Below are 22,931 nucleotides of genomic sequence, written 5' to 3'. Positions count from 1 at the left end.
CCTGCGGCTTTCGGCCGTGGAGAAACCGTACCATGAGTGCAGTTTTGGAGGCCCCGAAGGGCAAGGGCGAAGCCACCCGCGAGCGCATTCTCGAGATCGCGGAGGCAGCCGTGCTCGCCAAAGGCTTCGGCGCCACCTCGATCGAGGAAGTGATCGCCGAGGCCGGCCTGACCAAGAGCGGCTTCTTCTACCACTTCAAGGACAAGAACGCGCTCGCCCGCGAAATGGTCCGGCGATATGTCGCAACCAATGATCGCCTGTTCGATGAAATCTTCGGGCGCGGCCAACAGCTATCGGACGATCCGCTGCAGGCGTTCCTGATTTCACTGAAGCTGCTTGCGGAAACGATGGCCGATCTGCCGAACGGACATCCCGGCTGCCTGATCGCCAGCATCTGCTATCAGGAACGGCTGTTCGACCGTGAGATACGCGATCTCACCGCGCAGTCCGTGCGGGACTGGAATGCGCGCTTCCGCACGATCCTCGACGGCATCGCGGCGGTCTATCCGCCGAGAGAGCCGGTCGACCTCGACGATGTCGCCGACATGCTGTCCTGCATCGTCGACGGCGCCATCATCATGTCCAAGACGCTGAACGATCCCGGCCGACTGGAGCGGCAGATCATGATCTTTCGAAGCTGCGTCAAACTGATGTTTGCACCAAACTAGGCCGTCGCCTCGGCGAACGCCGGGGCCCATAACCACAAATGGCGGTTGTTGAGAGAAAGCCATCGACCAGTGGTTCAACAATATCCGCCGCGGAGTATGGGTCCCGGCTTTCCAGGCCGTGCAAAAACCACGCTCTGGTGCTGGATATTGGGGGCAGAGATTGATTCGGGGGCAGGATGGCACATGTGGAGGGCCAGTCGCGGTATCAGGCGACGCTGTATCCGGAGACGTTGGACGAGGTGATCGCGGCAGACAGCGCGGTGCGGGTTATCGACGGCTTTGTGGACAGCTTGGACCTTGCCGGGCTGGGTTTTTCGAAGGTTGAGGCGGAGGCGGCGGGGCGGCCGCCTTACGATCCGCGGGATCTGTTGAAGCTTTATATCTACGGGTATGTGAACCAGATGCGTTCGAGCCGACGGCTCGAACGTGAGGCGCGGCGCAATGTGGAAGTATTTTGGCTGATCAACCGGGTGAGCCCGGTGTTCAAGACCATCGCGGATTTTCGCAAGGATCATCCGGAGGCGATTGCCGGGGTATGCCAGGCCTTTATAAAGTTCTGCCGCGAGCAATCGGCATTTGGAGGCGAAGTCCTGGCGATCGATGGGAGCAAGATTGCTGCGGTTGCAAGCCGCAAGCAGGTGATCACGCAGAAGAAGCTTGCAGAGCGGGATGCGGCGATCGAGCGCAAGATCGCCGAGTATCTGGCGGCGATGGATGAGGCCGATGCCGAGGAGACGCCGGTTGAACCGGCAAAGACCGACGTGGCCGCGGCCCTTGCGGCGTTGAAGGCCCAGCGCGCGGAACTGCAGCAGCAGGCGGAACAGCTGGTTCGGGAAGGGCTCAAGCAGAAGGTTTTGACCGAGCCCGAGGCCAGGCTGATGCGCACGCCGCGCGGCCATCAGGTAGCTTACAATGCACAGATCGCAGTCGATGCCCAGCATGACCTGATCGTCGCTTTCGATCTGACCAACGAGGGCAACGATCTGCAGCAACTCCATCCGATGGCCCGGCAGGGCAAGGCGGCCGTCGGAAGCGATCAGGTGATCGCCGTGGCCGACACCGGCTACTCCAACGGCGCACACGGCAGGCAATGTGAACAGGACGGCATCAAGGCGATCGTACCGCATGCCGAGCGGGTCAACCCGAAGGGAAAGCAATACTTCAGCCGCGATCAGTTCAGCTACGACCGAGAGAGCGACAGCTGGAGCTGCCCGGCAGGTGAGGTCCTCAAGCTCTTCAAGACCTCCCAGACGAAGCAGAAGAAGGAATATAGCACGCGAGCCTGTCCCAGCTGTCCGCTGAAGTCGCAATGCACCAAATCGCCGCGGCGGATCATCGTGCGCAGTTTCCATGAGGACGATCGCGAGGCCATGCACCAGCGGGCTCAGGCCGATCCGAGCTGGATGAAGCTCCGTCGGGAAGTCGCTGAGCACCCCTTCGGGACCATCAAATGGCTGATGGGTATCCCGCGCTTCCTCGTACGAGGATTGCTGAAAGCCAAAGCCGAACTTGCGCTCAGCATCACCGGCTATAACCTCAAGAGGTTGATCGCCATCAAGGGCACACCCGCGCTGCTCAAAGCGCTCAAGCCCTGTGCAGCCTGAGGGCACTTCCTCGTCCACCCGCTTTCCGCGCCTCGCAGACCTTCTTGCACGGCCTGGTTCGCCGGGACGACAGGGACTACCGTCCCGCCGCGGCAAGGCCGAGCGCCTCCGCCATCACGCGAAAGACTTCGGTATTGTCCATCGAGCCTCGCACCCGTTCGCTGCCAGGCCCGGCCGCGGTCAGGATGACGTCCTCGCCGGAATGCACGCTCGCGCCGATCATCGCCGGCAGGTTGCCCGGCCGCAGCACCGCGCCGGGAACGTCCTTGTATTTTTCATTGGCCTTGAAGGTTGCGGGATCGTCGCCCTTCACGGTCGGCTGGTTCGGATCGTCGAGCTTGGGACGGAAGGTCTCGTAGTGGTCGGGAAGGCTGGCCGAGAAGATGGCAAGCCGCCGGCTGACGTCGACGCGCGACGGATAGCCCTCCGCATCAGGCGCCGGATAGTTGGGGAAGCCGGCCTTGTCATAGACGCCGACGCGCTCGCGGAACGGCACGTTCGGCGTCGTGCTCATATCGTCATTGATGGTGCCGACCAGGCTGTTGGGATGGCTGTGGTCCGCCACGACCAGGATCAGGGTGTCGTCCCCGCGCTTGTTGGCCCAGTCGCGGGCAAGGCGCACGGCGTTGTCGAGCATGATGGTGTCATAGACCGCGCGCTCCATGTCGAGCAGATGGGCGTATTTGTCGATCATTCCGGATTCCACCATCAGGAAGAAGCCGGCTTCGTTTCTCGACAGCACGTTCAAGGCGGCCTGAACCTGCTCGGTCAGGTCCGGCTGCTCGGGAAACTTCTTCACGCCGCCACCCTTGAGGAATTTGCGGTCGAGCGCGCCGTCCATGTTTCCGGAGGCAAACAGGCCGAGCAACCGGCGCGTCTCGGGCTTTGCCGAGAGCGCGTTGAGCTCGCTTGCGGTGGTCGCCACGGGATAGCCGGCCTCGCGGAAACGCGCGATGTAATCGACATCGTCCTTGCGCTTTCCGGACGCCGCCTTTGGCAGGAAATTGGCGCTGCCGCCGCCCAAGAGCACGTCGGGCTTCGCCGCGAAAAACTGCTCGACGATAGGATCATACTCGGCACGGCGACGGGTATGGGCCACCATCGCTGCCGGCGTTGCATCCTCGATCTCGGTGTTGCTGACGATGCCGATGCCCAAATTGAGCCGGCGCTTGGCGAGGCTTGCGATAGTCTCGACCTTGGGATCGTCGAGCGGGTCCTTGGTGCGGTCGGCATAGACGCCCATTGCATTGACGGCGCTCTTGTGGCCGGTTGCGTAAGCACTAGCCGAATTTGCGGAGTCGGTGATGATCGAATCGGAGCCCGCGGTCGCCACCAGCGCCATATGCGGCATGTCGTCCATCGCAAGCTTGCCGAGGCTTTTCCCTTCGGCGATGCCCTTGGAAAGCAACCGCGCCCCGACGCGATGGGATAGCGACATGCCGTCGCCGATGAACAGGATGACGTTCTTCGCCCTGCGCGGGCCGGTGTCGTAAACGGTCCATGTCACCTTGCGGCTGCGCGTGCCGTCTCCGGCTTCAACAACGACAGGGCCGGGCGCGGTCACCGCGACGTCGCGGAGCATCAGCGCCGACTGGTCCTTGCCGTCCTCACGCTCGACGAACGTTCCGGCGCGGCCGAAGGCAACGGCATAGTCCTGACCGTTGACCGTCACCTTCAGCTTGGCCGGATCGACCTTGTCGGGAAATTCGACCTTGAAGTCGAACTGCGCACCGGAAAGGATTTCGGCGCGGTCGATGGGATAAATCGTCTGGGCATCGGCCGCCGATGCCGAAAGCAGGAGGCCGAGGGCGATGGTGACAGGCTTGATCATGATCGAGGCTCCGGTCGGACACGCGGAACGGGCAGCGTGCGCGGCTGTTCCCGCGAGAATTCAGGCGGGTAAAATCTATCTGTCCCGGATGACGTATCCATAACGGCGACCAACCCGCGTGGCTCTCGTGCCCCGGACGCAGCGCAGCACGCAGTGCTGCGCTGCTGAGCCGGGGCCCAAAAAGTGCGTATCGGTTGTGTGGTCTTGGGTCCCGGCTTTGCGCCGCACCGCTAACGCGCTGCGTCGCGTCCGGGACACGAGAATTTCTCAGCCTTTATCGCTCTCGAGCTTGAATATCTCCGAGCCTTCGCTGCCGGACAGCAAGCCCGTGTCCGAATAAAGCTTCAGCTTGGCGCGGGTATCGGCGATGTCGAGGTTGCGCATGGTGAGCTGGCCGATGCGGTCCGCCGGCGAGAACGCGGCGTCCTCGACCTTCTCCATGCTCAGCCGCTCCGGCTGATAGGTCAGGTTCGGGCTCTCGGTGTTCAGGATCGAGTAGTCGTTGCCACGGCGCAGTTCGAGCGTGACCTCGCCGGTGACCGCGCGCGCCACCCAACGCTGGGCGGTTTCGCGCAGCATGAGGGCCTGGGAATCGAACCACCGCCCCTGGTACAGCAGTCGGCCAAGGCGCATGCCGCTGATCCGGTACTGCTCGATGGTGTCTTCGTTGTGAATGCCGGTGACCAGGCGTTCGTAGGCGATGTGCAGCAGCGCCATGCCGGGCGCTTCGTAGATGCCGCGGCTCTTGGCCTCGATGATCCGGTTCTCGATCTGGTCGCTCATGCCAAGGCCATGCCGGCCGCCGATGGCGTTGGCCTCGAGGAACAAGGCGACCGGATCGGTGAATGTCTGGCCGTTCAGCGCGACGGGCTGGCCCTCCTCAAAACGCACGGTGACCTGTTCGGGCTTGACGGCGCAGTCGTCGCGCCAGAACGGCACGCCCATGATCGGATTGACGATCTTGATGCCGCTGTCGAGACGTTCGAGATCCTTGGCCTCGTGGGTGGCGCCGAGGATATTGCTGTCGGTCGAGTACGCCTTTTCGGCGCTCATCTTGTAGGCGAATCCGTTGGCGGTCATGAATGCCGACATTTCCGCGCGCCCGCCCAATTCGTCGATGAACTGCTGGTCGAGCCAGGGCTTGTAGATCCGCAAGTTCGGATTGGTCAGCAGGCCGTAGCGGTAGAACCGCTCGATATCGTTGCCCTTGAAGGTGGAGCCGTCGCCCCAGATGTTGACGCCGTCCTCCTTCATCGCCGAGACCAGCATCGTGCCGGTCACCGCGCGCCCGAGCGGCGTGGTGTTGAAGTATGCGATGCCGCCGGTAGAGACGTGGAAGGCGCCCGATTGGATGGCGGCAATACCTTCGTGGACCAGTTGCGTGCGGCAATCCACCAGCCGGGCTTTTTCGCCGCCGAACTCCAGCGCTTTACGCGGAATCTCGTCGTAGTCGGCCTCGTCAGGCTGGCCGAGATTCGCGGTATAGGCAAAAACGCGCGCGCCCTTTTGCTTCATCCAGAGCAGCGCCGCGCTGGTGTCGAGACCGCCCGAGAAAGCGATGCCGACTTTTTCCCCCTTGGGCAGGCTTTTCAGGATCGTACTCATCGAGCTTCCAATCGGTCGAAATGGCGCATGTCGTTATAGCGTTTTCGAGCGAAGTGGATACCGGTTCGCGTGAAGAAAACGCGTCAAAACAATAATTTAGAGTTTCGGTTCTGATTCAATCAGAACCGAAACTCTGGCGGCTTGAGGCGGCGAATAACAAATTTCGCCGCAATGGGCACGCGTTTAATGGCGCCTGGCTGCTGAGGACGGACTATCCTGCCTCGCGCCCGCGCCAGCGCTGCCACAGGCGGTAGCCGGGCCAGCCCCAGCGCGCCAGCGCGGCTTCGATTTGCGCATCGGTGAGCCTGGTCGACGGCCAGCGGTAGATCCAGGCATAGGCCAGCCAGATCACGAAAAAGCTGACGAGACCGGCGGCTGCGACATCGGTGAAGAAATGTCCGCCGAACGCCATCCGTAGCACGCTGGTCGCGATACCGAACAGGGTCGCCGCCGTATAGGCCAACGGCCGCCACGGCGGCGGCGTCAGCGCCGCGGGCGCGTAGGTCCAGAATGCGGTGGCGCCCTCGCCCGAGAAGAACGAGCAATTACGCCCGCAGGCCCCGCGCGGATCCCACCACGGCACGAATTCCCAGGGACCGTTGAACTCCATCACCACCACCGGCCTTGGCCGTCCCCAATGGCTCTTGAAGGTCAGATTGGTCAGCACGACCGCGGAGAGCAGGATGGTGACCAGGAGGAACACTGCCGCGCGTCCCGGAACCAGCATCGGCCGATCCGGCCGCAGCAGCTTCGCGACAATGGCGATCAGGGCAGGCAGCGCCAGCGCCCAGGCGATCCACATCGCGGCATCGCGCGCGAAAGCGTAAAGCCCGTTCTGTTTCGATGGAAACGAGGTGCTCGCGGGATCGTAGAACAATGCCGCCAGCTTCAGGTCGAGTTCGGGAAAGATTCCAAACAGCAGTCCGAAAACGAGCGACAGGCCCAATGCGATGACAAGTCCGGTCCGGTTCATGGCGCGGGGTTTAGCCGAGGCGATTGGGGATGAAAAGGCCCGTCATTGCGAGCCACCCGGTCGGCGCGAGGCGCCGCCGGATGACAGGCTCCGCGAAGCAATCCATTTTCTCATTCGCGGACAGAATGGATTGCTTCCGCCTTCGCGCAAAGCGCTTCGGCGGACTCCCGGCCCTGCGAAGCTTGCGCAGCAAGCGGAGAAGGGTCGTCGCTGTCGCTCCCTTGCGCAAACGCTTCGCGTTTGTCGCTGGCAATGACGGCCGTACTCTGCATCATGACAGCGGCCGTGACTGCGATGGCAGCGGCGGCGGCGGCTTTATCGGGGGCGGCGGTTCGCGCCAGGCGCCGGCGGTGCGGCCTGCGATCAACCAGTAGACGAGGCCGGCGACGATGCCTGCACCGGTCATGATTTCGAGATGACGGCGCACGATACCATCAAAAGTCAACGTCTCGGGGTCGAAGGGAACGAGGCCGAGATAGCAGGCCGCGCCAACAATCCCGCCGCCGACCGCGTAAGCGAGCACGCTGCGGATGTAGAACGCTTCGGTGATGAGCACGACCACCAGCGCAGGCAGCAGCGCAAAGCCGGACAGGAAGATGAAGCCGAAGCCGAGCACGACATTCAGCGCGCCCTGGTCGATCGGTCCGCCGCCGAGATCGCTGAATTCGGGATACAGCACCGCGCCGACCACGATCATTCCCGCCACGAAGCAGGCGGCGAGGAAGGCGAACAGGATGACGAAGAAGCGGCCGACTAGTGCCATGGTTCATGCACCGTCATTGCGAGGATCGCTCAATCCGTCATCGCCATGGCGCGGAGCGCCTGGCGCTCGCGCGCGGACAGTTTTTCGGTCTCCGACTTCAACTGACCGCAGGCGGCGAGGATGTCGCGGCCGCGCGGCGTGCGGACCGGCGAGGAATAGCCGGCGTTGAAGATGTATTCGGAGAATTTTTCGATCTGCTCCCAGTCCGAGCACTCGTAGCGCGAGCCCGGCCACGGGTTGAACGGGATCAGGTTGATCTTGGCCGGAATGCCCTTGAGCAGCTTGGACCAGCAGCTTGGCGTCGTCGAGCGAATCGTTGACGCCCCTGAGCATCACATATTCGAAGGTGATGCGCCGCGCATTCGACGAGCCCGGGTAGTCGCGGCAGGCCTGCAGCAGTTCGGCAATCGGATATTTTCGGTTCAGCGGCACCAGCTCGTTGCGCAATTCGTCGCGCACGGCATGCAGCGAGATCGCGAGCATGACGCCGATCTCCTCGCCGGTGCGGATGATGTTGGGCACCACGCCTGAGGTCGACAGCGTAATGCGCCGGCGGGAAATGCCGATGCCTTCATTGTCGGCTGTGATCAGCAGCGCATCGCGCACCGCGTCGAAATTATAGAGCGGCTCGCCCATGCCCATCATGACGATATTGGTGACGAGGCGACTGCCGGTCGGCGTCTCGCGATCGGCCCAGTCGTTGAGGCGGTCGCGCGCCACCATGATCTGGCCGACGATTTCGCCCGCGGTGAGGTTGCGCACCAGCCGTTGCGTGCCGGTATGGCAGAACGAGCAATTCAGCGTACAGCCGACCTGCGAGGAAACGCAGAGCGTGCCGCGATCGGTTTCGGGGATGTAGACGCACTCGACTTCATGCGCCTTCTGGAACGCGTCGCCGCTTGGCAGGCGCAACAGCCATTTGCGGGTGCCGTCGTTGGAAATCTGCTCGGCCACCACTTCGGGACGATCGACGGTAAAATGCTGCTCGAGCTGCGCGCGCATGTCCTTGGAGACGCTGGTCATCTCCGCAAAGGATTTGGCGCCGCGAAAGTACATCCAGTGCCAGAGCTGTTGCGTGCGCATCTTGCGCTGCGCAGGCGCAACGCCGATCTCGCCGAGCCGGTCGGCGATCTCGGCGCGCGACAGCCCGATCAGCGAGGGCTTTGCCGGCGGCACATAGGTTTCGAGTGGAACCTTCTCCAGCGGCGCCACGGGAGCTATCGGCGTGGATTTCGTCTCTGTCGAAACTGCGGTCATCGTATTTCTGTTCTGGAGAGGTTTCTCCCCTCATCCTGAGGAGCGCGTCTTCGCCGCGTCTCGAAGGATGAGAGCCGGACCTCTTGGTTCGAGACGGCGCAAGCGCCTCCTCACCATGAGGGGAGACACGTTCAAATAGGCCTTCCAGGGCCCCTAAACAACGCCATTCTGGGCTTAAATGCCGTCTAGCGCTTGCAATCCTGCGCCAGCCGGTCGAGCGCCTGGGACAGCCCCTTGAGCGAGAAGACGTCCGTGGTCTCGGTCCCCTTGGCAGAGACGCCCTTGATGGTGACCTCGGCAGACTTGCGCATGGCCGCGACCATTTGCTCTTCCTCCGCGGCGTTCTTGATCCAGAGCCCATCGCCCTGGGTATACATCGCATAGGACGCGCCGCCGACCTCGAGCGAGGATTCCGAGCCCGGCTTCAGCGCGTAGCCGATCATGATCGAAACTTCGTTGACGACTTTTTCAGCCGGACGCGTCGAGACGAAAGCGTAGGCGGGATCGCGCGGGCGGTTCGGCGGGTTGGTCTTCGACGACGACGGCTTCGCCAACGCGAAGCAAACCTTCTTGCCATTCGGCGCCGCGGTGTAGGCGCCCCAGGTCCCGTACTGACCGATCAAGGTAGGTTCCGCGCCGCCCGCGGCAGCAGCCGCTGCCGGTTCCGGCTTCTTTGCCGCTGGTGCAGGTGCAGGTGCAGGTGCAGGTGCAGGTGCCGCCTTGCCTGAGTCCTTGGCGCCCTTCGCAGCAGGGCTCGGTGTTTGCGCGAGGGCTGTCGTCCCGCACAACGCCGCAATCGCAACCAGAAATGCCAGTATTCGCAACACGGACAACTGGTTCCCTCATTATTGTGACTGGAAGATGGCCCGCGGGCGCATCGCGCCGCCGGGGATGGATAGCCGGGAAATGCTTTTTTGGGAAGGCAGTTACGGTGTTACTCACCGCCGCGGCGACGCTTCGTCCCTGATACCTTCGAATTCAGAGCGCGGGTCTCGACTTCAATCCCTGGAACGGCGCTCGCGCTGCTTCTGCCACTGCGCATCGGTCCATTGCAGCAGATCCTCGGCGCCGGAACTGCGCAAATGCGCGCCGCCATCCTGCACCACCATCTCGCCATTGATGTAACCGGCCTGGTCGGAAATCAGAAAGCTCGCGAGATTCGCAAGTTCGCCGTGCTCGCCGGCGCGGCCAAGCGGATTGCGTTGCGCCCAGCTTTCATCGCGGCCCTCGGGACGGAGCTGACCCGACGCGCCGGGCGTCGGAAACGCGCCGGGCGCGATCGCAACTGTGCGCACACCCTTCGGTCCCCATTCCACCGCAAGGCTTTTGGTCATCGCCAGCACGGCGGATTTCGCCATCGCCGAGGGTACCGTGAAAGCGCGGCCGGTAATCGTCGAGGTCGAGAGTATGCTCAGCACCACGCCCTCGTGCTTGCTGTCGATCCAGCGCCTGCCCGCGGCGAGGGTGCAGTACATCGTGCCGTGCAGCGTCGGCGCCAGGATCGCATCCGCCGCGCGGAACGAAAGATGTTCGGTCTGTGCGATGAAGGTCGCGGCAGCATTGTTGACCAGCACGTCGAGCGGCGCCTCCCGCCAGATCTGGTCCATCATTACATCGACGGCCGCGCCGTCGCGGATATCGCATCGGACTGCAGTAACCTTGCCGCCGAGTTCACCACGCATCTGCGCGGCAGTCGCCTCCAGCAATTCGAGCCGTCGGCCGCAGATGACGAGCTCTGCGCCAAGCTCGACGAAGCGGCGTCCCATCGCCGCTCCAAGCCCCGAGCCGCCACCGGTGACCAGTATCCGTTTTCCGGCCAACAGGTTGTTTTCAAACATCGTTTGAATCCCTTCACCCGCGCGAGTCATGCGTCCGAATCGGATTGTAGCCTGGCTTCAAATCCGGCATGAAGCAGTCAGCTCATCGTTGGTCCGAAAATCAGGTGTGTCCATGAAAGCCATTCTCTGCTCGCAATATTGCCAACCGGACGATCTCGTGCTGGCCGACGTGCCCGATCCGGTGGCCGAACCGGGACAGGCCGTGATCGCGATCAAGGCCGCGGCGCTGAATTTCTTCGACATCCTGATGATCCAGGGCAAGTACCAGATCAAGCCGCCGTTCCCGTTTTCGCCGGCCGCCGAAGTTGCCGGCGTGATCGAAAGCGTCGGCGCCGGCGTGACCGACCTGAAGGTCGGTGACCGCGTGGTGGCGTCCTGCGGCCACAACGGCGCGCGCGAAAAGATCGCGCTGCCGGCAAGCTCGATCGTGAAGATCCCTGACAATCTGGATTTTGACCGCGCCGCCGGGATCATCATCATCTACGGCACGGCACTGCACGCCCTGGAAGATCGTGCCAGCCCGAAGCCCGGCGAGACGCTTGCCGTGCTGGGCGCTGCCGGCGGCACCGGCCTTGCGGCCTGCGAGCTCGGCAAGCTGATGGGCCTGAAGGTGATCGCCTGCGCGTCGTCGGACGAGAAGCTGGAATTTGCCAAGGCGCACGGCGCCGAGCTGACGCTGAACTACAGCAAGGAAGATTTGAAAGAGGGCTTGCGTCGGCTCACCGGGGGCAAGGGCGTCGACATCATCTTCGATCCGGTCGGCGGCCCTTACGCCGAAGCCGCCCTGCGCTCGATCGCCTGGGAAGGCCGCTTCCTGGTGATCGGCTTCGCGGCGGGCGACATTCCGAAGATGCCGCTCAACCTCGCGCTGCTCAAGGGCTGCGATATCCGCGGCGTGTTCTGGGGCGCGTGGACCAGGGTCAATCCCGAGAAGAACCGCGCCAACCTGGAAAAGCTCGTGAAGTGGACGGCGGAAGGCAAGATTTCCTCGCATGTCGACCGCACCTTTCCGCTGGCACAAACCGCCGAAGCGCTGAAGGTGCTTGCCGGCCGCAAAGCTATGGGCAAGGTGATCCTGCATCCCTGAGGTGCGGGATCATCTGTCGAACTTAGTCGCCCACTCGGAAGAAGAGAGGAAGAAGAGGGAGAGCGGTCCGTGCGATGCAAGGACTAGCGACGCACATTTTTTCGCGTCTGCGGCATGAATTTCATCTCACCGATATAGTTTCTCGGTAACAATGCGTGTTTTCAAACGGCAGGATGTCGCTTGTTTGCCTCAATCATACCAAAATATCTCCTCATTCACACCCGCCGCCGCCGTTTTTTGAGCCCAATCCGTGTGCGATTTTAACCATCAGTCAAGGGGCTCCTGTACGTCAACAAAAGCAAGAAGTAGGTGCAGGGGAACGCCCGTCGTTGCGTTCAGTAGTGGGGAGCATCATCATGGCGGAGAACGCCAAGCCGATCCAGGCGAGAGATCCGTTCGACAGATTCGACGAAGCCATCAGCGATCCTCGGTTGTACGAGGCCGATCAGCCTCGGTACGAGCAGCTTCGATACGAGCAACCCCGATACGAACAGCCTCAGTACGAACAGCCCCGATATGAGCAGCCTCAATACGAGCAGCCGCAGTACGCTCAGTCTTTTGCGCCATCGTTTGAGCGGACAGATGTGTTGCCGGAGGAGCTCCCGCCACACGAGCCGGTGCCGCTTTTCCTCTCCAACTACGAGGAAGAGTCACATCAGCAGCTTTCCGAATATACGTTCGGCAGCGGAAGGTTCGGCAGCGGCGGCCTGAAGAAGGCGCGCGCCGGGCGCATCGTAACCGGCGTCGTGATCGTGTCGGCGATAGCGGCCGTTCTCGCGCTGTTTTCGATCGATTCGACCCGGGCCGTCATCTTCAACGCCTCGCTCGGCGGCGGTGGTGGCGGCAGCGCGCCGCCAGCCGCCCAACTCGCCGCAGCGGTGCCGGAGCCCGCACCGCCGCAGCGCGTTGCGGCGCCGCCACTGGCCGCCGAGCCATCCGGTGCGGAGATGGCAGCCGCTCGCCGCTCGCCGCCCACCGCGCTGGCATCCGCATCGCCCACGCGCGACGAAATTGCCGCCGCCTATCAGAGCGCACTCAAGGGCAAGGTCGCGGTGCCGGAGCCGGTGGCGCGCGAAGCAGCCAACGACGTCGTCGCTGCGATCAATCCGGCGGCCCCGGTTGCTGCGGCCGCACCGGCGGCACATGAGCCCGCGCGCGAGGCGGCTCCGGCACGTCGCATCGATCCGGACGAACTTGCGGCGTTGCTAAAGCGAGCGAAGGGCCTGCTCGCGATCGGCGACATTACTTCCGCCCGTCTGTTGCTTGAGCGCGCGGCGGACGCGCAGGAGGCGGAGGCGGCATTGATGCTGGCCGGAACGTATGATCCGCAAGTGCTGGGCAGCCAGGATTTGCGGAGCGTCACGCCCGATCCGGCAGCGGCGCGGCTCTGGTACCAGAAGGCCGCCCAGCTCGGGTCGCCTGATGCGAAGCGGCGGCTCGGCCAGTTGCAGAACTAGAGCATGATCCGGAAAAGTGGGAACCGGTTTTCCGAAAGAATCATGCTCAAATCAAAGACATAGAGCGAGATGACGATTCGAAAAAAGTCATGTCGCTCTACGCAATTACTCAAGAAAATTACTCAAGACCAGCGCAGAGGAACCCATGCGGCACTTAATGGGAATGGCATTGCTTGCCATCACGGTGGCATGCAGCAATACGGCGGCCAAGGCCGCTGAGACGGAATACGATCCGGCCAAAGTCAGCGAAAGCCTGAAGGCCATTTTCCAGTTCGGTTCGGTCGCCACCAAGCAGGCGCTGAACGCCAACACAGTTACGCTGATCTCAGGAACAATCGGCGGCACCTATGTGCAGTTCGGTGCCGACCTCGCTTCCGTGCTCGACGACGGAAACAAGTTGCGCGTACTTCCGATCGTCGGGCGCGGCTCCGTGCAGAGTGTGGCCGACATCCTGTTCCTGCAGGGCGTCGACCTCGGCATCGTGCGCGCCGACACGCTCGACTATCTCGAGAAGAAGGGCTTTGCGAAGGACATCAAGAAGCAATTTACCTATGTGACGAAGCTCTACAACGAGGAGATGTACGTCCTCGCGTCGAAGTCGGTGACCAACATCAGCCAGCTCAACGGCAAGAAGGTCAGCGTCGACCTTCCCAATGGCGGCACCTTCGTAACCGCCGCGATCGTGTTCGAACGGCTCGGCATCAAACCGAATTTCCTCTATCTCGAGCAGCGCATCGCGATGGAGAGAATGCGGGCTGGCGAGATCGACGCCGTGATTGCCGTCGGCGGCAAACCGTACAAGTCCGTCGCGGCATTCAAGGACGACCGCTTCCATCTGGTTCCGGTCGACTATTCGCGGCCACTGCAGGGCGACTACTTGCCGGCCACCCTGACCTCGAAGGACTATCCCAACCTGATCGCCGAAGGCGCGAAGGTCGATACCATTGCGGTGCCTGCGGTGCTCGCAGCCTACAACTGGGCACCCAACACCGAGCGCTACCGCAAGCTGGCCCAGTTCGTGGACGCGTTCTTCACGAAGTTCCCGACATTCCAGAACCCGCCGTTCCACCCGAAGTGGAAGGAGGTCTCGCTGTCGGCGCCGCTCCCTGATTGGCAGCGTCTGCCGGTTGCCGAGCAATGGCTCAAGACTCACAATGTCGAGGCCGTGTCACGCGCCAGGTTCGATGAGTTCCTGAAGCAGAGCCCGACGACGGCGGCCAGCGTCAAGACCGACGCGGACAAGGAAGCGCTCTTCAAGCAGTTCCAGGCGTGGGAAGCGGAGCGAGGCGCCAGGGCGCAGACCCGCTAGAGCGTTTTCCAGCGGAGTGGACACCGGTTCGCGTTAAGAAAACGCGTCAAAACAAAAACCTAGAGCCCGGTTCTGATACAATCAGAACCGGGCTCTAGGCGTCTTCCGGCGGAAGCCGGCGTCGGATTTGGTCCGGGACGGCTGCCGGTTCATCAAGGCCAGAAAATCAAAAGCCCGTTCCGATTCAAGCGGAGCGGGCTTTTGGCATCCGCTATTCCGTCGCTTCATCAGCGTCGATCCCGCGCTTCAGCGCAGCGCGGGCGGCATCGCGATGCTCCTGCGTGATGTGACTTGCGACCAAGCGGATGGCGGTGGCAAGCACAGCCGCATCGTCGGTGAATCCGAGCAGCGGCATCACGTCCGGCATGAAATCGAGCGGCAGGATGAAATAGGCGACGGCGCCGATCAGCGCAGCCTGTACGTGACGCGGCGTCTCTTTGTCGAATGCACAATAGTACGCCGCGAGCAGATCCTCGGCCAACGGAAGCTGCGCCATCACCCGCTTGAACTTGATCCAGAAGCGCCGGCGCACGCTCTCGCGGTCCTGCGCCAGCCGATCGGCCGGCTCAAAACCCGCGGAGTGATCGGACGATGCCATCGCGGCGCTCCCCTTGCATCCGGCGCGGCAGATCGCCGCGGCCAACATGTACAAATGAAGAATTGGGGATGTCCGCCCCACCTCGCAAGATCGCGAGAGGTGACCTCAGGCGACGCCCAATTGCCCGGCGATGGCGTTCATGGCCTTGGCCAGATCGATATCGCGCCTGGTGACGCCGCCGGCGTCATGGGTCGCCAGCACCACTTCCACCGTCTTGTAGACGTTCTTCCATTCCGGGTGGTGGTCGGTCTTTTCGGCCACGAGGGCGGCGCGGGACATGAAACCGAACGCCTCGTTGAAGTCCCTGAAAGTGAAGGTGCGGGTAATCGCCTCGCGGCCGGCCTTTCCGACCAGCCGGTCAGTTCCGCCAGCGCCGATTTTCGCGCTTCTGCCGACAGCCGTTCCGCCATGATCGCCTCCGCGCTTGAATCAGCCTGTTACCTAACACCCAGGCCTAACACCCAAGCCTAACACCCAAGGCCGCTTCGGGGATCCCCCATGCCCAAAATAGGCATGCAGGGCGCGTCCAATGGCGGTCCCGGACGCCGGTAACCATGACAGAGATGTAACAAAGGTTCCGCGGGAAAATTTGCTAGAATGTTAAGCGAAGCGTGCCGGCTGCGTGAAAATTCCACCCTCAAACCTACGGGGATTGATGACCGACGGCCCCCATTCTGCGGAAACGCCGGCCGCCCCCTCGCCCCGCTCTGCGAAACGACGGCTGACATTCGTGACGCTGGCCGGCGTACTGGCCGTCGTCGGGGCGCTGGCGGCCGGCTATTACTTTGCGATGCGGCCGGTGACGCTGCGGATCGCGGTTGGCCCCGCCAACAGCGACGATCTCAAGGTGGTTCAGAACCTGGCGCAGGCCTTCAATAATCCTCGAAACAGCCAGGTCCGGCTGCGTCCGGTGCAAACCGACGGCGCGCTCGCGAGCGCCAATCTGCTCGGCGAAGGCAAAGCTGATCTCGCCATCATCCGCGGCGACCTCGATGTGCCGAAGAACGCGCAGGCCGTGGCAACGCTGCGCAAGAACGTCGCGGTGTTATGGGTGCCGTCGGCCGGCAAGGCCAAGGCTGCCAGGGGCAGGAAGGCCGCGCCCGAAATCAAGAACATTACGCAACTCGCCGGCCGTCGCATCGGCGTGGTCGGCCGCACCCAGGCCAATGTCAATTTGCTCAAGGTGATCCTGCGGCAATACGGCGTCGATTCCGGCAAGGTCGAGATCGTTCAGTTTCCGGCCAACGAGGCCGCGGAAGCCATTCGCAGCCAGAAAGCGGATGCCTATCTCGCGGCCGGCCCGGTCAACAGCAAAATCACTTCGGACGCGATCGCGGCTTCGACGCGCGACGGCGGCACGCCGAAATTCCTGGCGATCGATTCGGCGGAGGCGATTGCGCAGAACCACCCCGCCTACGAGGCTTCCGAAATTCCCGCTGGGACCTTTGGCGGCGCGCCGGACAAGCCCGAGGCAGAGGTCAAGACCATCAGTTTCGCGCATCACATCGTGGCGCGCAGAGGCATTTCGGAAGCGACCATCGCCGCCTTTACCCGCCAACTATTCGCCATCCGGCAAAACCTGAAGAACGAATTTCCGCTCGCCGCAAAGATCGAGACGCCCGACACCGACAAGGACGCCACGATTCCCGTGCATCCCGGCGCCGCCGCCTTTGTCGACGGCGAGGAAAAAACCTTTCTCGACCGTTACAGCGATTACATCTGGTGGACGTTGATGGCGATGTCGGCGATGGGCTCCGCCGGCGCGTGGTTTGCGGGCTACCTCAAGAAGGACGAGCGCAACGTCAACGTCTCGCAGCGCGACCGGCTTCTCGACATGCTCAGCGCCGCCCGCCAGTGCGATTCGATGGACGAGCTCGACCAGATGCAGGCGGAAGCGGACGACATCTTGCGCCACACGCTGCTGTGCTACGAACACGGCACGATCGAGGAAGGCACGTTGACCGCTTTCAACATCGCGATCGAGCAATTCCACAACGCGGTCGCCGACCGCAAGGCGCTGTTGCTGAGCATGCCGCAAAACCTGCAACGCGCCAGCGCGCAGTTCCGCGCGGCCGGCAATGCCTGATCTGCCAACCCGGTAATCGGGCTGTCATCAATTCTTTCTAGATCTGACGGTGCTACGCTGCACCCGCGCCAGATCCGAAAGAGGCCCGCATGAGGTTCAGGATTTCCCGCTACCGCCTTCCTGGAATTTCGCGGCGTCATTTCCTCGCCACCGCCGGAGCAGGCGCCATCGGCGTCATTGCAACGCCTTATCTCAGCCGCGCCGCGGACCGGCCCGTGGTCACCTCCGGCGTGCAGTCGGGCGATGTCGGCGCTGACGGCGGCGTGGTATGGGCGCGCGCCGACCGGCCCTCGCAAATGCTGGTCGAGGTCGCGACGAATGAATCCTTTGCCAGCGCACGGGCTTTGCCGCCGATCGCAACGCTGCCCGAAAGCGACTTTGCCGCAAAAATGCTGCTGGAGAATCTTCCAGCCGGACAGGAGATCTTCTATCGCATCCGGTTTCGCGACCTCGCCCATACCGGCATCGAAAGCGAGCCGGTGGTCGGGCGGTTTCGCACCGCACCTGGCGACCGCCGTAACGTCAGTTTCGTTTGGGGCGGCGACGTTGCCGGACAGGGCTGGGGCATCAACCCGGATGACGGCGGCATGCTCACCTTCGCCACCATGCGCAAGCATCGCCCGGATTTCCTGCTGCACTCGGGCGACACCATCTATGCCGACGGCCCGATCAAGAGCGAGGTGACGCTTCCCGACGGCAAGGTCTGGAAGAACGTGACGACCCCCGAGAAAGCAAAGGTCGCCGAAACGCTCGACGAATTTCGCGCCGCGCACAAGTACAACTTCATGGACGAGCATCTGCGCGCGTTCAATGCCGAGGTACCGGTCTTCGTGCAGTGGGACGACCACGAGGTCGTCAACAACTGGTCGTCGTCCAAGGAACTGCCTGCCGCCTACAAGGAGCGCAACCTCGCCCTGCTCGCGGCCCGCTCAGCACGCGCCTTCCACGAGATGTATCCGATCCGCGCGAACATCACGGAGCCGGGACGGCTCTACCGCACGCTCCGTTATGGCCCGCATCTCGACGTGTTCATGCTGGACGAGCGCAGCTATCGCGGACCGAATGGCTCGAACCAGGAGACCGCTTACGGGCCGGAAAGCTTTTTCCTCGGGCCGGCGCAACTCGCGTGGCTGAAACGGGAACTGTTGAACTCGCACGCCACCTGGAAGGTGATCGCATCCGACATGCCGCTCAGCATCATCGTCTATGACGATGCGCCCAACAGAAAAGGCTCGGAAGCCGTTGCGCAAAGCGACGGCCCGCCGCGCGGCCGCGAGCTGGAGATCGCCGACCTCCTGCGTTTCATCAAGACGTCGGGCGTGGTCAACACCGTGTGGCTGACCGCGGATGTGCACTACGCGGCCGCGCATTACTACAATCCCGACAAGGCGCAGTTTCAAGAATTCGATCCCTTCTGGGAGTTTGTCGCTGGTCCCCTGCACGCCGGCAGCTTCGGCCCGAACGACCTCGACAACACGTTCGGACCCGAGGTGAAGTTCATCAAGGCGCCGGGACCCGGCAAACAGAATTTGCCGCCGTCCGCCGGAATGCAGTTTTTCGGCCACGTCAGGATCGACGGCGGCAGCGGACAGATGACGGTGACCTTGCGCGACCGCGCCGATGTTGCGCTGTGGTCGACGACACTCGATCCCAAGCCGGTCTAAATCGAGCATGACGAGCAAGTCTCGACCATGGGATCGCTGCGGAACCGGTCCAGCCACTGCAAAGAGGCGGCCAAAGCCCAGTTTGACCAAGTTTTGCGCAGTTTATCCCACCCCCGAAACGGGCAGTCGAGCCCGGCGCCATACCCAAAATCGGCTAACCAAATGCCAAACGAACCATTGTTTTTTGGCGTTTTCTGAATATATTGCGCCGCAACGCGTAAGGTGTGCCCGGTCCTTTTGGCCGGGCTTCCTTTTTGGGGCAGGTTTGAGCCATGGCCCCGTTCGCATCCCAGGTTTGAGCGCGATCCGGAAAAGTGGGTCCCGGTTTTCCGGTGAGATCGCGCCTCCACATGCACGACCAGAAGAAGAGCCATGAACCTTCGTAACGTCGCCATCATCGCCCACGTCGACCACGGCAAGACCACCCTTGTCGACCGTCTGCTGCAGCAATCCGGCACCTATCGCGAGAACCAGAAGGTCACCGAGCGCGCGATGGACTCCAACGATCTGGAGCGCGAGCGCGGCATCACCATTTTGGCCAAGGCCGCCTCGGTGCAGTGGAAGGACACCCGCATCAACATCGTCGACACCCCCGGCCACGCCGATTTCGGCGGCGAAGTCGAGCGCATCCTGAACATGGTGGACGGCGCGCTGGTGCTGGTCGACGCCGCCGAAGGCCCGCTGCCGCAGACCAAGTTCGTGGTCTCCAAGGCGCTCAAGGTCGGGCTGAAGCCGATCGTCGTGATCAACAAGGTCGACCGTCCCGATGCGCGTCCGACCGAAGTCATCAACGAGGTATTCGACCTGTTCGCGGCGCTCGACGCCAGCGAGGAGCAGCTCGATTTCCCGATACTTTACGGGTCGGCCAAGCAGGGCTGGATGGCCGACAGCCCGGACGGCTCGCAGGATGCCGGCATGCAGCCGTTGTTCGACCTGATCGTGCGCCACGTCGCGCCGCCGAGCGTCGAGCAGGGCCCGTTCCGGATGATCGGCACCATTCTGGAAGCCAATCCCTATCTCGGCCGCATCATCACCGGTCGCATCACCTCAGGCGCGATCAAGCCGAACCAGCAGGTGAAGGTGCTGGGCGCTGACGGCAAGACAATCGAACAAGGGCGTATCACAAAGATCCTCGCCTTCCGCGGCATCGAGCGCACTCCGCTGGATGAAGCCGAAGCCGGCGACATCGTCGCGATTGCGGGCCTGACCAAAGGCACCGTCGCCGACACCTTCTGCGATCCTTCCGTCGAGATGCCGCTGGTGGCGCAGCCGATCGATCCGCCGACGGTGTCGATGTCATTCATCGTCAATAACTCGCCGCTCGCCGGCACTGAAGGCGACAAGGTGACCTCTCGCATGATCCGCGACCGCCTGCTGCGCGAGGCCGAAGGCAACGTCGCGCTGCGCGTGGTCGAGGCCGCCGACAAGGATTCCATGGAAGTATCGGGCCGCGGCGAATTGCAGCTCGCGATCCTGATCGAGACCATGCGCCGCGAAGGCTTTGAACTCTCGGTGTCGCGTCCGCGCGTCGTGCTGCAGAAGGACGAAGCCACCGGCCAGTGGCAGGAGCCGATCGAAGAAGTCGTGATCGACGTCGACGAGGAGCATTCCGGCGTCGTCGTGCAGAAGATGAGCGAGCGCAAGGCCGAGATGATCGAGATGCGCCCCTCCGGCGGCAACCGCCTGCGGCTGGTGTTCTACGCGCCGACCCGCGGCCTGATCGGCTACCAGGGCGAACTGCTCACCGATACCCGCGGCACCGCGATCATGAACCGCCTGTTCCACGGCTACGCGCCCTACAAGGGCGACATCCAGGGCCGCCGCAACGGCGTGCTGATCTCCAACGACCAGGGCGAAGCAGTGGCCTACGCGATGTTCAAGCTGGAAGACCGCGGCCCGATGATGATCGAGCCCGGCTGGAAGGTCTACAAGGGCATGATCGTCGGCGAGCACACCCGCGACAACGATCTCGAGATCAACGTGCTCAAGGGCAAGCAGCTCACCAACATCCGCACCACGTCAAAGGACGAGGCGGTGCGTCTGACGCCGCCGATCAAGATGACCCTGGAAAAGGCGCTGGCCTATATCGAGGACGACGAGCTGGTCGAAGTGACGCCGAAGTCGATCCGCCTGCGCAAGAAGTTCCTCGACGCCAACGACCGCAAGCGCGCGGAAAAGGCCAAGGAAGCGGTGGCGTAAACTATCCTGCTGCGTTGGATGCCAGGGCGCTGTCGACCACGGCGACGGCCTTGCCAATATCCGCAAGGTCGATGGCCTCCTGAAGCGCGATGACATGCGGGGCCTGAAACGTTTCAGGCTCGCGGCAAACGTCCCAATAAGCGGTATGGGTGAAGAAGTCCGCGGCGCCATCCCCACGCGTCGCGACCGGGTAGTCGACGATGTGCGACCCGAAGATCGGCGCGAGCTTGCCACCGATCGCGTCGCCCCAGAAGATCTGCACCATCGGAAAGAAGATGTTGGTCCATCGGGTCAGGCCGAACAGCGCGCCATGATGGACCTGTTTCTGCCCTGTCTTCGGATTGCGAAAAGTAAGCAGGCCGTCATTGTCGAGACGTTTCGGCGGGCAAGTCGGGAATTCGCGCTCGGCAACGCGACGGCAGAAATCGGATTCGAGAAGACGGCGGGTATTGCCGATGCACATCAGGAAGGTCGCATGGCTCAGCGCGCTTCCTAGTGTTACGAAATCGGTTACAAGCCATGTCTTTGTCTTTTTATCTTCACCGGCCTTTTCCGCTGCCGCCGCGATGCTCGCGACGGCACGTCGCGCTTTCTCCCGCAGGGCCTTCTTGTCGGCAGCGGATGCCGTGCCGCTTGGCTGCCAGGAGGCGGTGTCGATCTCGTCAAAATCGGTTCCGAAGGTCGTGACCGGAGGCAGATCTCGGCAAATCCGGCTGAAATAGGCGCGCAGCATGTCATATGCGACGACGGTTCCGAGGCTGTGGGCCACGACGATGATGCGGTCGTAATAGCCACTCTGGTGCAGGTTATGAAGCGCGTTCACCGCCTCTACTCGGATCGCGCGGCGCACTGCGACATTGGCCGGCGAGGCACGGAAATAGCGCGCCGCGTCGCCGAGATATGGCTGGAGGAACGCAGCGTTGACGATGAGATAGATGCCCAGGATGGCAAAGGCCACCGGCGCGCTCCAGGGTGAGTTCAAGCCCCAGGGCCATGCCGTAACCAAAGTCTCCATGAAGGGCGTGTCCGAATGCCAGAGTCGGTCGACGCCGACGAACATGCCGGCCACGATCAGCGATATTAGAAGCGCACGCCAGAACGCCCGCAAGCCGGGTTCTCCGGTTAGGAGGTAGGTGGCGATCAAGCCGATCAGCGTTGGGAGCGCTACGATGGTGGCGAGCTCGGCCGCATCCGGTAATTTCTCCGTCGGCTCCCAAAGCGGATTGAACTCAACGCCAAAGTAGACCGCGCTGACAATCACGCCGATCACGCAAAACGCGGCAAGCTTTCTGATGAGACGGAAAGCCCGCCATTTCAGCGCGATAAAGAAACCGAATACCAGCGAGCTGAAGATCAGCAGGAACGGAGCGACCAGCAGATTCTGGACGACAGAGACTTGCGCAAAAATGACCGCGCCCTTTAGCGCCAGCAGGGCGAGAGAAAGATTCATGAAAGACAGGAAGATGGACGCGACCCACCAGAGCCCGTTGATCCCCTCCTTCATGATCGGGCCCTTTCGGCAAAGCTCGTACAGCCAGAGCAAAACTGCGACCGGCTTGGTTTCGCTCATCAGGTGGGCCCAATAAAGTTCGTGGAAATCGACCGCGCGCTTGTCCCTTGATTCGGGCACCTCGTTGGTTGTCATTACCGTCAGGTCGATATCCGCGCCGTCCCGTTGGGGATGGCTCCACAACCTTCGGCCCGCGTCATAGGGATTTTCACTGTTCAACCAGACGCCCTTGACGACGCCACGTACGGTTTCCAGCGCCCGCTGGCTCCCAATGCCATGGACGACGAGCACCGCCGTTCGCTTGTGAACCTTGTCGAATTCGGCATCGGTCATGGTCATGGTCATGGGGAAAATTCCTGCCTAAAAAGTAAAAAGGGAATGGTTCATTCAACACAACTTCAGGCAGAGTGACAAGTAGCTTTGCGCTGGCCACGCAAATCGGCAACTGGCTTCAAGGCGGCGTTACGGCCTATTCAGCCCTC

The 22,931-nt window shown here is 62.5% G+C and carries 16 protein-coding genes and 2 pseudogenes; 8 read left to right on the top strand and 10 right to left on the bottom strand.

Going from position 1 to position 22,931, the window contains the following annotated elements; genetic code table 11:
* The first annotated feature begins 32 nt into the window (after positions 1 to 32).
* Together V1278_RS03815 and V1278_RS03810 are read left to right on the top strand one after the other, a co-directional pair.
* The gene (locus V1278_RS03815) at positions 33 to 668 is read left to right on the top strand and encodes a TetR/AcrR family transcriptional regulator (protein ID WP_334379749.1); all 636 of its coding nucleotides are present in this window, start codon (positions 33 to 35) and stop codon (positions 666 to 668) included.
* A 176-nt stretch (positions 669 to 844) separates the two neighbouring features.
* Positions 845 to 2,272 carry an IS1182 family transposase gene (locus tag V1278_RS03810; RefSeq protein WP_334379748.1) on the top strand — a complete coding sequence of 476 codons (1,428 nt, stop codon included), beginning with the start codon at positions 845 to 847 and terminating at the stop codon, positions 2,270 to 2,272.
* Between the two features lie 76 nt (positions 2,273 to 2,348).
* Here V1278_RS03810 and V1278_RS03805 read toward each other — a convergent pair whose 3' ends face one another.
* The 7 genes and pseudogenes from V1278_RS03805 to V1278_RS03775 form a co-directional block, all read right to left on the bottom strand.
* Positions 2,349 to 4,103, bottom strand: coding sequence for an alkaline phosphatase (locus V1278_RS03805; RefSeq protein ID WP_334379747.1), 1,755 nt, complete (start codon positions 4,101 to 4,103; stop codon positions 2,349 to 2,351).
* Positions 4,104 to 4,370: 267 nt separating this feature from the next.
* Positions 4,371 to 5,708, bottom strand: a complete 1,338-nt coding sequence (argG, locus tag V1278_RS03800) for an argininosuccinate synthase (RefSeq protein WP_334379746.1) — start codon at positions 5,706 to 5,708, stop codon at positions 4,371 to 4,373.
* Positions 5,709 to 5,919: 211 nt separating this feature from the next.
* Positions 5,920 to 6,681, bottom strand: a complete 762-nt coding sequence (locus V1278_RS03795; protein WP_334379745.1) for a phosphatase PAP2 family protein — start codon at positions 6,679 to 6,681, stop codon at positions 5,920 to 5,922.
* Between the two features lie 271 nt (positions 6,682 to 6,952).
* Positions 6,953 to 7,444, bottom strand: coding sequence for a hypothetical protein (locus V1278_RS03790; RefSeq protein WP_334379744.1), 492 nt, complete (start codon positions 7,442 to 7,444; stop codon positions 6,953 to 6,955).
* 29 nt (positions 7,445 to 7,473) lie between these two features.
* A pseudogene (gene rlmN / locus V1278_RS03785) lies at positions 7,474 to 8,701 on the bottom strand (23S rRNA (adenine(2503)-C(2))-methyltransferase RlmN).
* Between the two features lie 185 nt (positions 8,702 to 8,886).
* A complete protein-coding gene (locus V1278_RS03780; RefSeq protein WP_334379743.1) occupies positions 8,887 to 9,534 on the bottom strand; it encodes an invasion associated locus B family protein in 648 nt (215 codons plus the stop codon).
* Positions 9,535 to 9,699: 165 nt separating this feature from the next.
* The gene (locus V1278_RS03775; RefSeq protein WP_334379742.1) at positions 9,700 to 10,539 is read right to left on the bottom strand and encodes an SDR family oxidoreductase; all 840 of its coding nucleotides are present in this window, start codon (positions 10,537 to 10,539) and stop codon (positions 9,700 to 9,702) included.
* 112 nt (positions 10,540 to 10,651) lie between these two features.
* Between V1278_RS03775 and V1278_RS03770 the strand changes: the two genes are divergently transcribed.
* From V1278_RS03770 to V1278_RS03760, 3 genes are all read left to right on the top strand, one after another.
* Entirely contained in the window at positions 10,652 to 11,626 is a 975-nt protein-coding gene (locus V1278_RS03770) for an NADPH:quinone oxidoreductase family protein (RefSeq protein WP_334379741.1), read from the top strand.
* 155 nt (positions 11,627 to 11,781) lie between these two features.
* On the top strand, positions 11,782 to 13,083 hold the full coding sequence (locus V1278_RS03765; RefSeq protein ID WP_334379740.1) for a hypothetical protein: 1,302 nt from the start codon (positions 11,782 to 11,784) through the stop codon (positions 13,081 to 13,083).
* Positions 13,084 to 13,228: 145 nt separating this feature from the next.
* Positions 13,229 to 14,392, top strand: a complete 1,164-nt coding sequence (locus tag V1278_RS03760; protein ID WP_334365665.1) for a TAXI family TRAP transporter solute-binding subunit — start codon at positions 13,229 to 13,231, stop codon at positions 14,390 to 14,392.
* Between the two features lie 211 nt (positions 14,393 to 14,603).
* On the opposite strand, the gene V1278_RS03755 is transcribed toward V1278_RS03760, so the two are convergent.
* Together V1278_RS03755 and V1278_RS03750 are read right to left on the bottom strand one after the other, a co-directional pair.
* Positions 14,604 to 14,990 carry a YkvA family protein gene (locus tag V1278_RS03755; RefSeq protein WP_334379739.1) on the bottom strand — a complete coding sequence of 129 codons (387 nt, stop codon included), beginning with the start codon at positions 14,988 to 14,990 and terminating at the stop codon, positions 14,604 to 14,606.
* Between the two features lie 105 nt (positions 14,991 to 15,095).
* Positions 15,096 to 15,400, bottom strand: a pseudogene (locus V1278_RS03750) (4a-hydroxytetrahydrobiopterin dehydratase).
* A 245-nt stretch (positions 15,401 to 15,645) separates the two neighbouring features.
* Between V1278_RS03750 and V1278_RS03745 the strand changes: the two are divergent.
* From V1278_RS03745 to typA, 3 genes are all read left to right on the top strand, one after another.
* The gene (locus V1278_RS03745) at positions 15,646 to 17,076 is read left to right on the top strand and encodes a TAXI family TRAP transporter solute-binding subunit (RefSeq protein WP_334365667.1); all 1,431 of its coding nucleotides are present in this window, start codon (positions 15,646 to 15,648) and stop codon (positions 17,074 to 17,076) included.
* Between the two features lie 89 nt (positions 17,077 to 17,165).
* Positions 17,166 to 18,740: an alkaline phosphatase D family protein gene (locus V1278_RS03740; RefSeq protein WP_334379738.1), complete on the top strand. Its 1,575-nt coding sequence runs from the start codon at positions 17,166 to 17,168 to the stop codon at positions 18,738 to 18,740.
* Positions 18,741 to 19,112: 372 nt separating this feature from the next.
* The gene (typA, locus tag V1278_RS03735; RefSeq protein WP_334365669.1) at positions 19,113 to 20,939 is read left to right on the top strand and encodes a translational GTPase TypA; all 1,827 of its coding nucleotides are present in this window, start codon (positions 19,113 to 19,115) and stop codon (positions 20,937 to 20,939) included.
* 1 nt (position 20,940) lies between these two features.
* Here the strand turns inward: typA and V1278_RS03730 are convergent, their stop codons facing one another.
* Positions 20,941 to 22,794 carry a hypothetical protein gene (locus tag V1278_RS03730; protein ID WP_334365670.1) on the bottom strand — a complete coding sequence of 618 codons (1,854 nt, stop codon included), beginning with the start codon at positions 22,792 to 22,794 and terminating at the stop codon, positions 20,941 to 20,943.
* Positions 22,795 to 22,931 lie beyond the last annotated feature (137 nt).

The sequence above is a fragment of the Bradyrhizobium sp. AZCC 1577 genome (genome assembly GCF_036924575.1).
Taxonomy (GTDB): Bacteria; Pseudomonadota; Alphaproteobacteria; order Rhizobiales; family Xanthobacteraceae; genus Bradyrhizobium.
Note: the sequence above shows the minus strand (reverse complement) of the source record. Positions and strands in the feature narration are given on the sequence as shown.

Bases quoted from the DNA above. Each gene is read 5' to 3' on its own strand.
- V1278_RS03815 (WP_334379749.1), top strand. From the start codon at position 33: ATGAGTGCAGTTTTGGAGGCCCCGAAGGGCAAGGGCGAAGCCACCCGC.
- V1278_RS03810 (WP_334379748.1), top strand. From the start codon at position 845: ATGGCACATGTGGAGGGCCAGTCGCGGTATCAGGCGACGCTGTATCCG.
- V1278_RS03805 (WP_334379747.1), bottom strand. From the start codon at position 4,103: ATGATCAAGCCTGTCACCATCGCCCTCGGCCTCCTGCTTTCGGCATCG.
- argG (WP_334379746.1), bottom strand. From the start codon at position 5,708: ATGAGTACGATCCTGAAAAGCCTGCCCAAGGGGGAAAAAGTCGGCATC.
- V1278_RS03795 (WP_334379745.1), bottom strand. From the start codon at position 6,681: ATGAACCGGACCGGACTTGTCATCGCATTGGGCCTGTCGCTCGTTTTC.
- V1278_RS03790 (WP_334379744.1), bottom strand. From the start codon at position 7,444: ATGGCACTAGTCGGCCGCTTCTTCGTCATCCTGTTCGCCTTCCTCGCC.
- V1278_RS03775 (WP_334379742.1), bottom strand. From the start codon at position 10,539: ATGTTTGAAAACAACCTGTTGGCCGGAAAACGGATACTGGTCACCGGT.
- V1278_RS03770 (WP_334379741.1), top strand. From the start codon at position 10,652: ATGAAAGCCATTCTCTGCTCGCAATATTGCCAACCGGACGATCTCGTG.
- V1278_RS03760 (WP_334365665.1), top strand. From the start codon at position 13,229: ATGCGGCACTTAATGGGAATGGCATTGCTTGCCATCACGGTGGCATGC.
- V1278_RS03755 (WP_334379739.1), bottom strand. From the start codon at position 14,990: ATGGCATCGTCCGATCACTCCGCGGGTTTTGAGCCGGCCGATCGGCTG.
- V1278_RS03745 (WP_334365667.1), top strand. From the start codon at position 15,646: ATGACCGACGGCCCCCATTCTGCGGAAACGCCGGCCGCCCCCTCGCCC.
- V1278_RS03740 (WP_334379738.1), top strand. From the start codon at position 17,166: ATGAGGTTCAGGATTTCCCGCTACCGCCTTCCTGGAATTTCGCGGCGT.
- typA (WP_334365669.1), top strand. From the start codon at position 19,113: ATGAACCTTCGTAACGTCGCCATCATCGCCCACGTCGACCACGGCAAG.
- V1278_RS03730 (WP_334365670.1), bottom strand. From the start codon at position 22,794: ATGACCATGACCATGACCGATGCCGAATTCGACAAGGTTCACAAGCGA.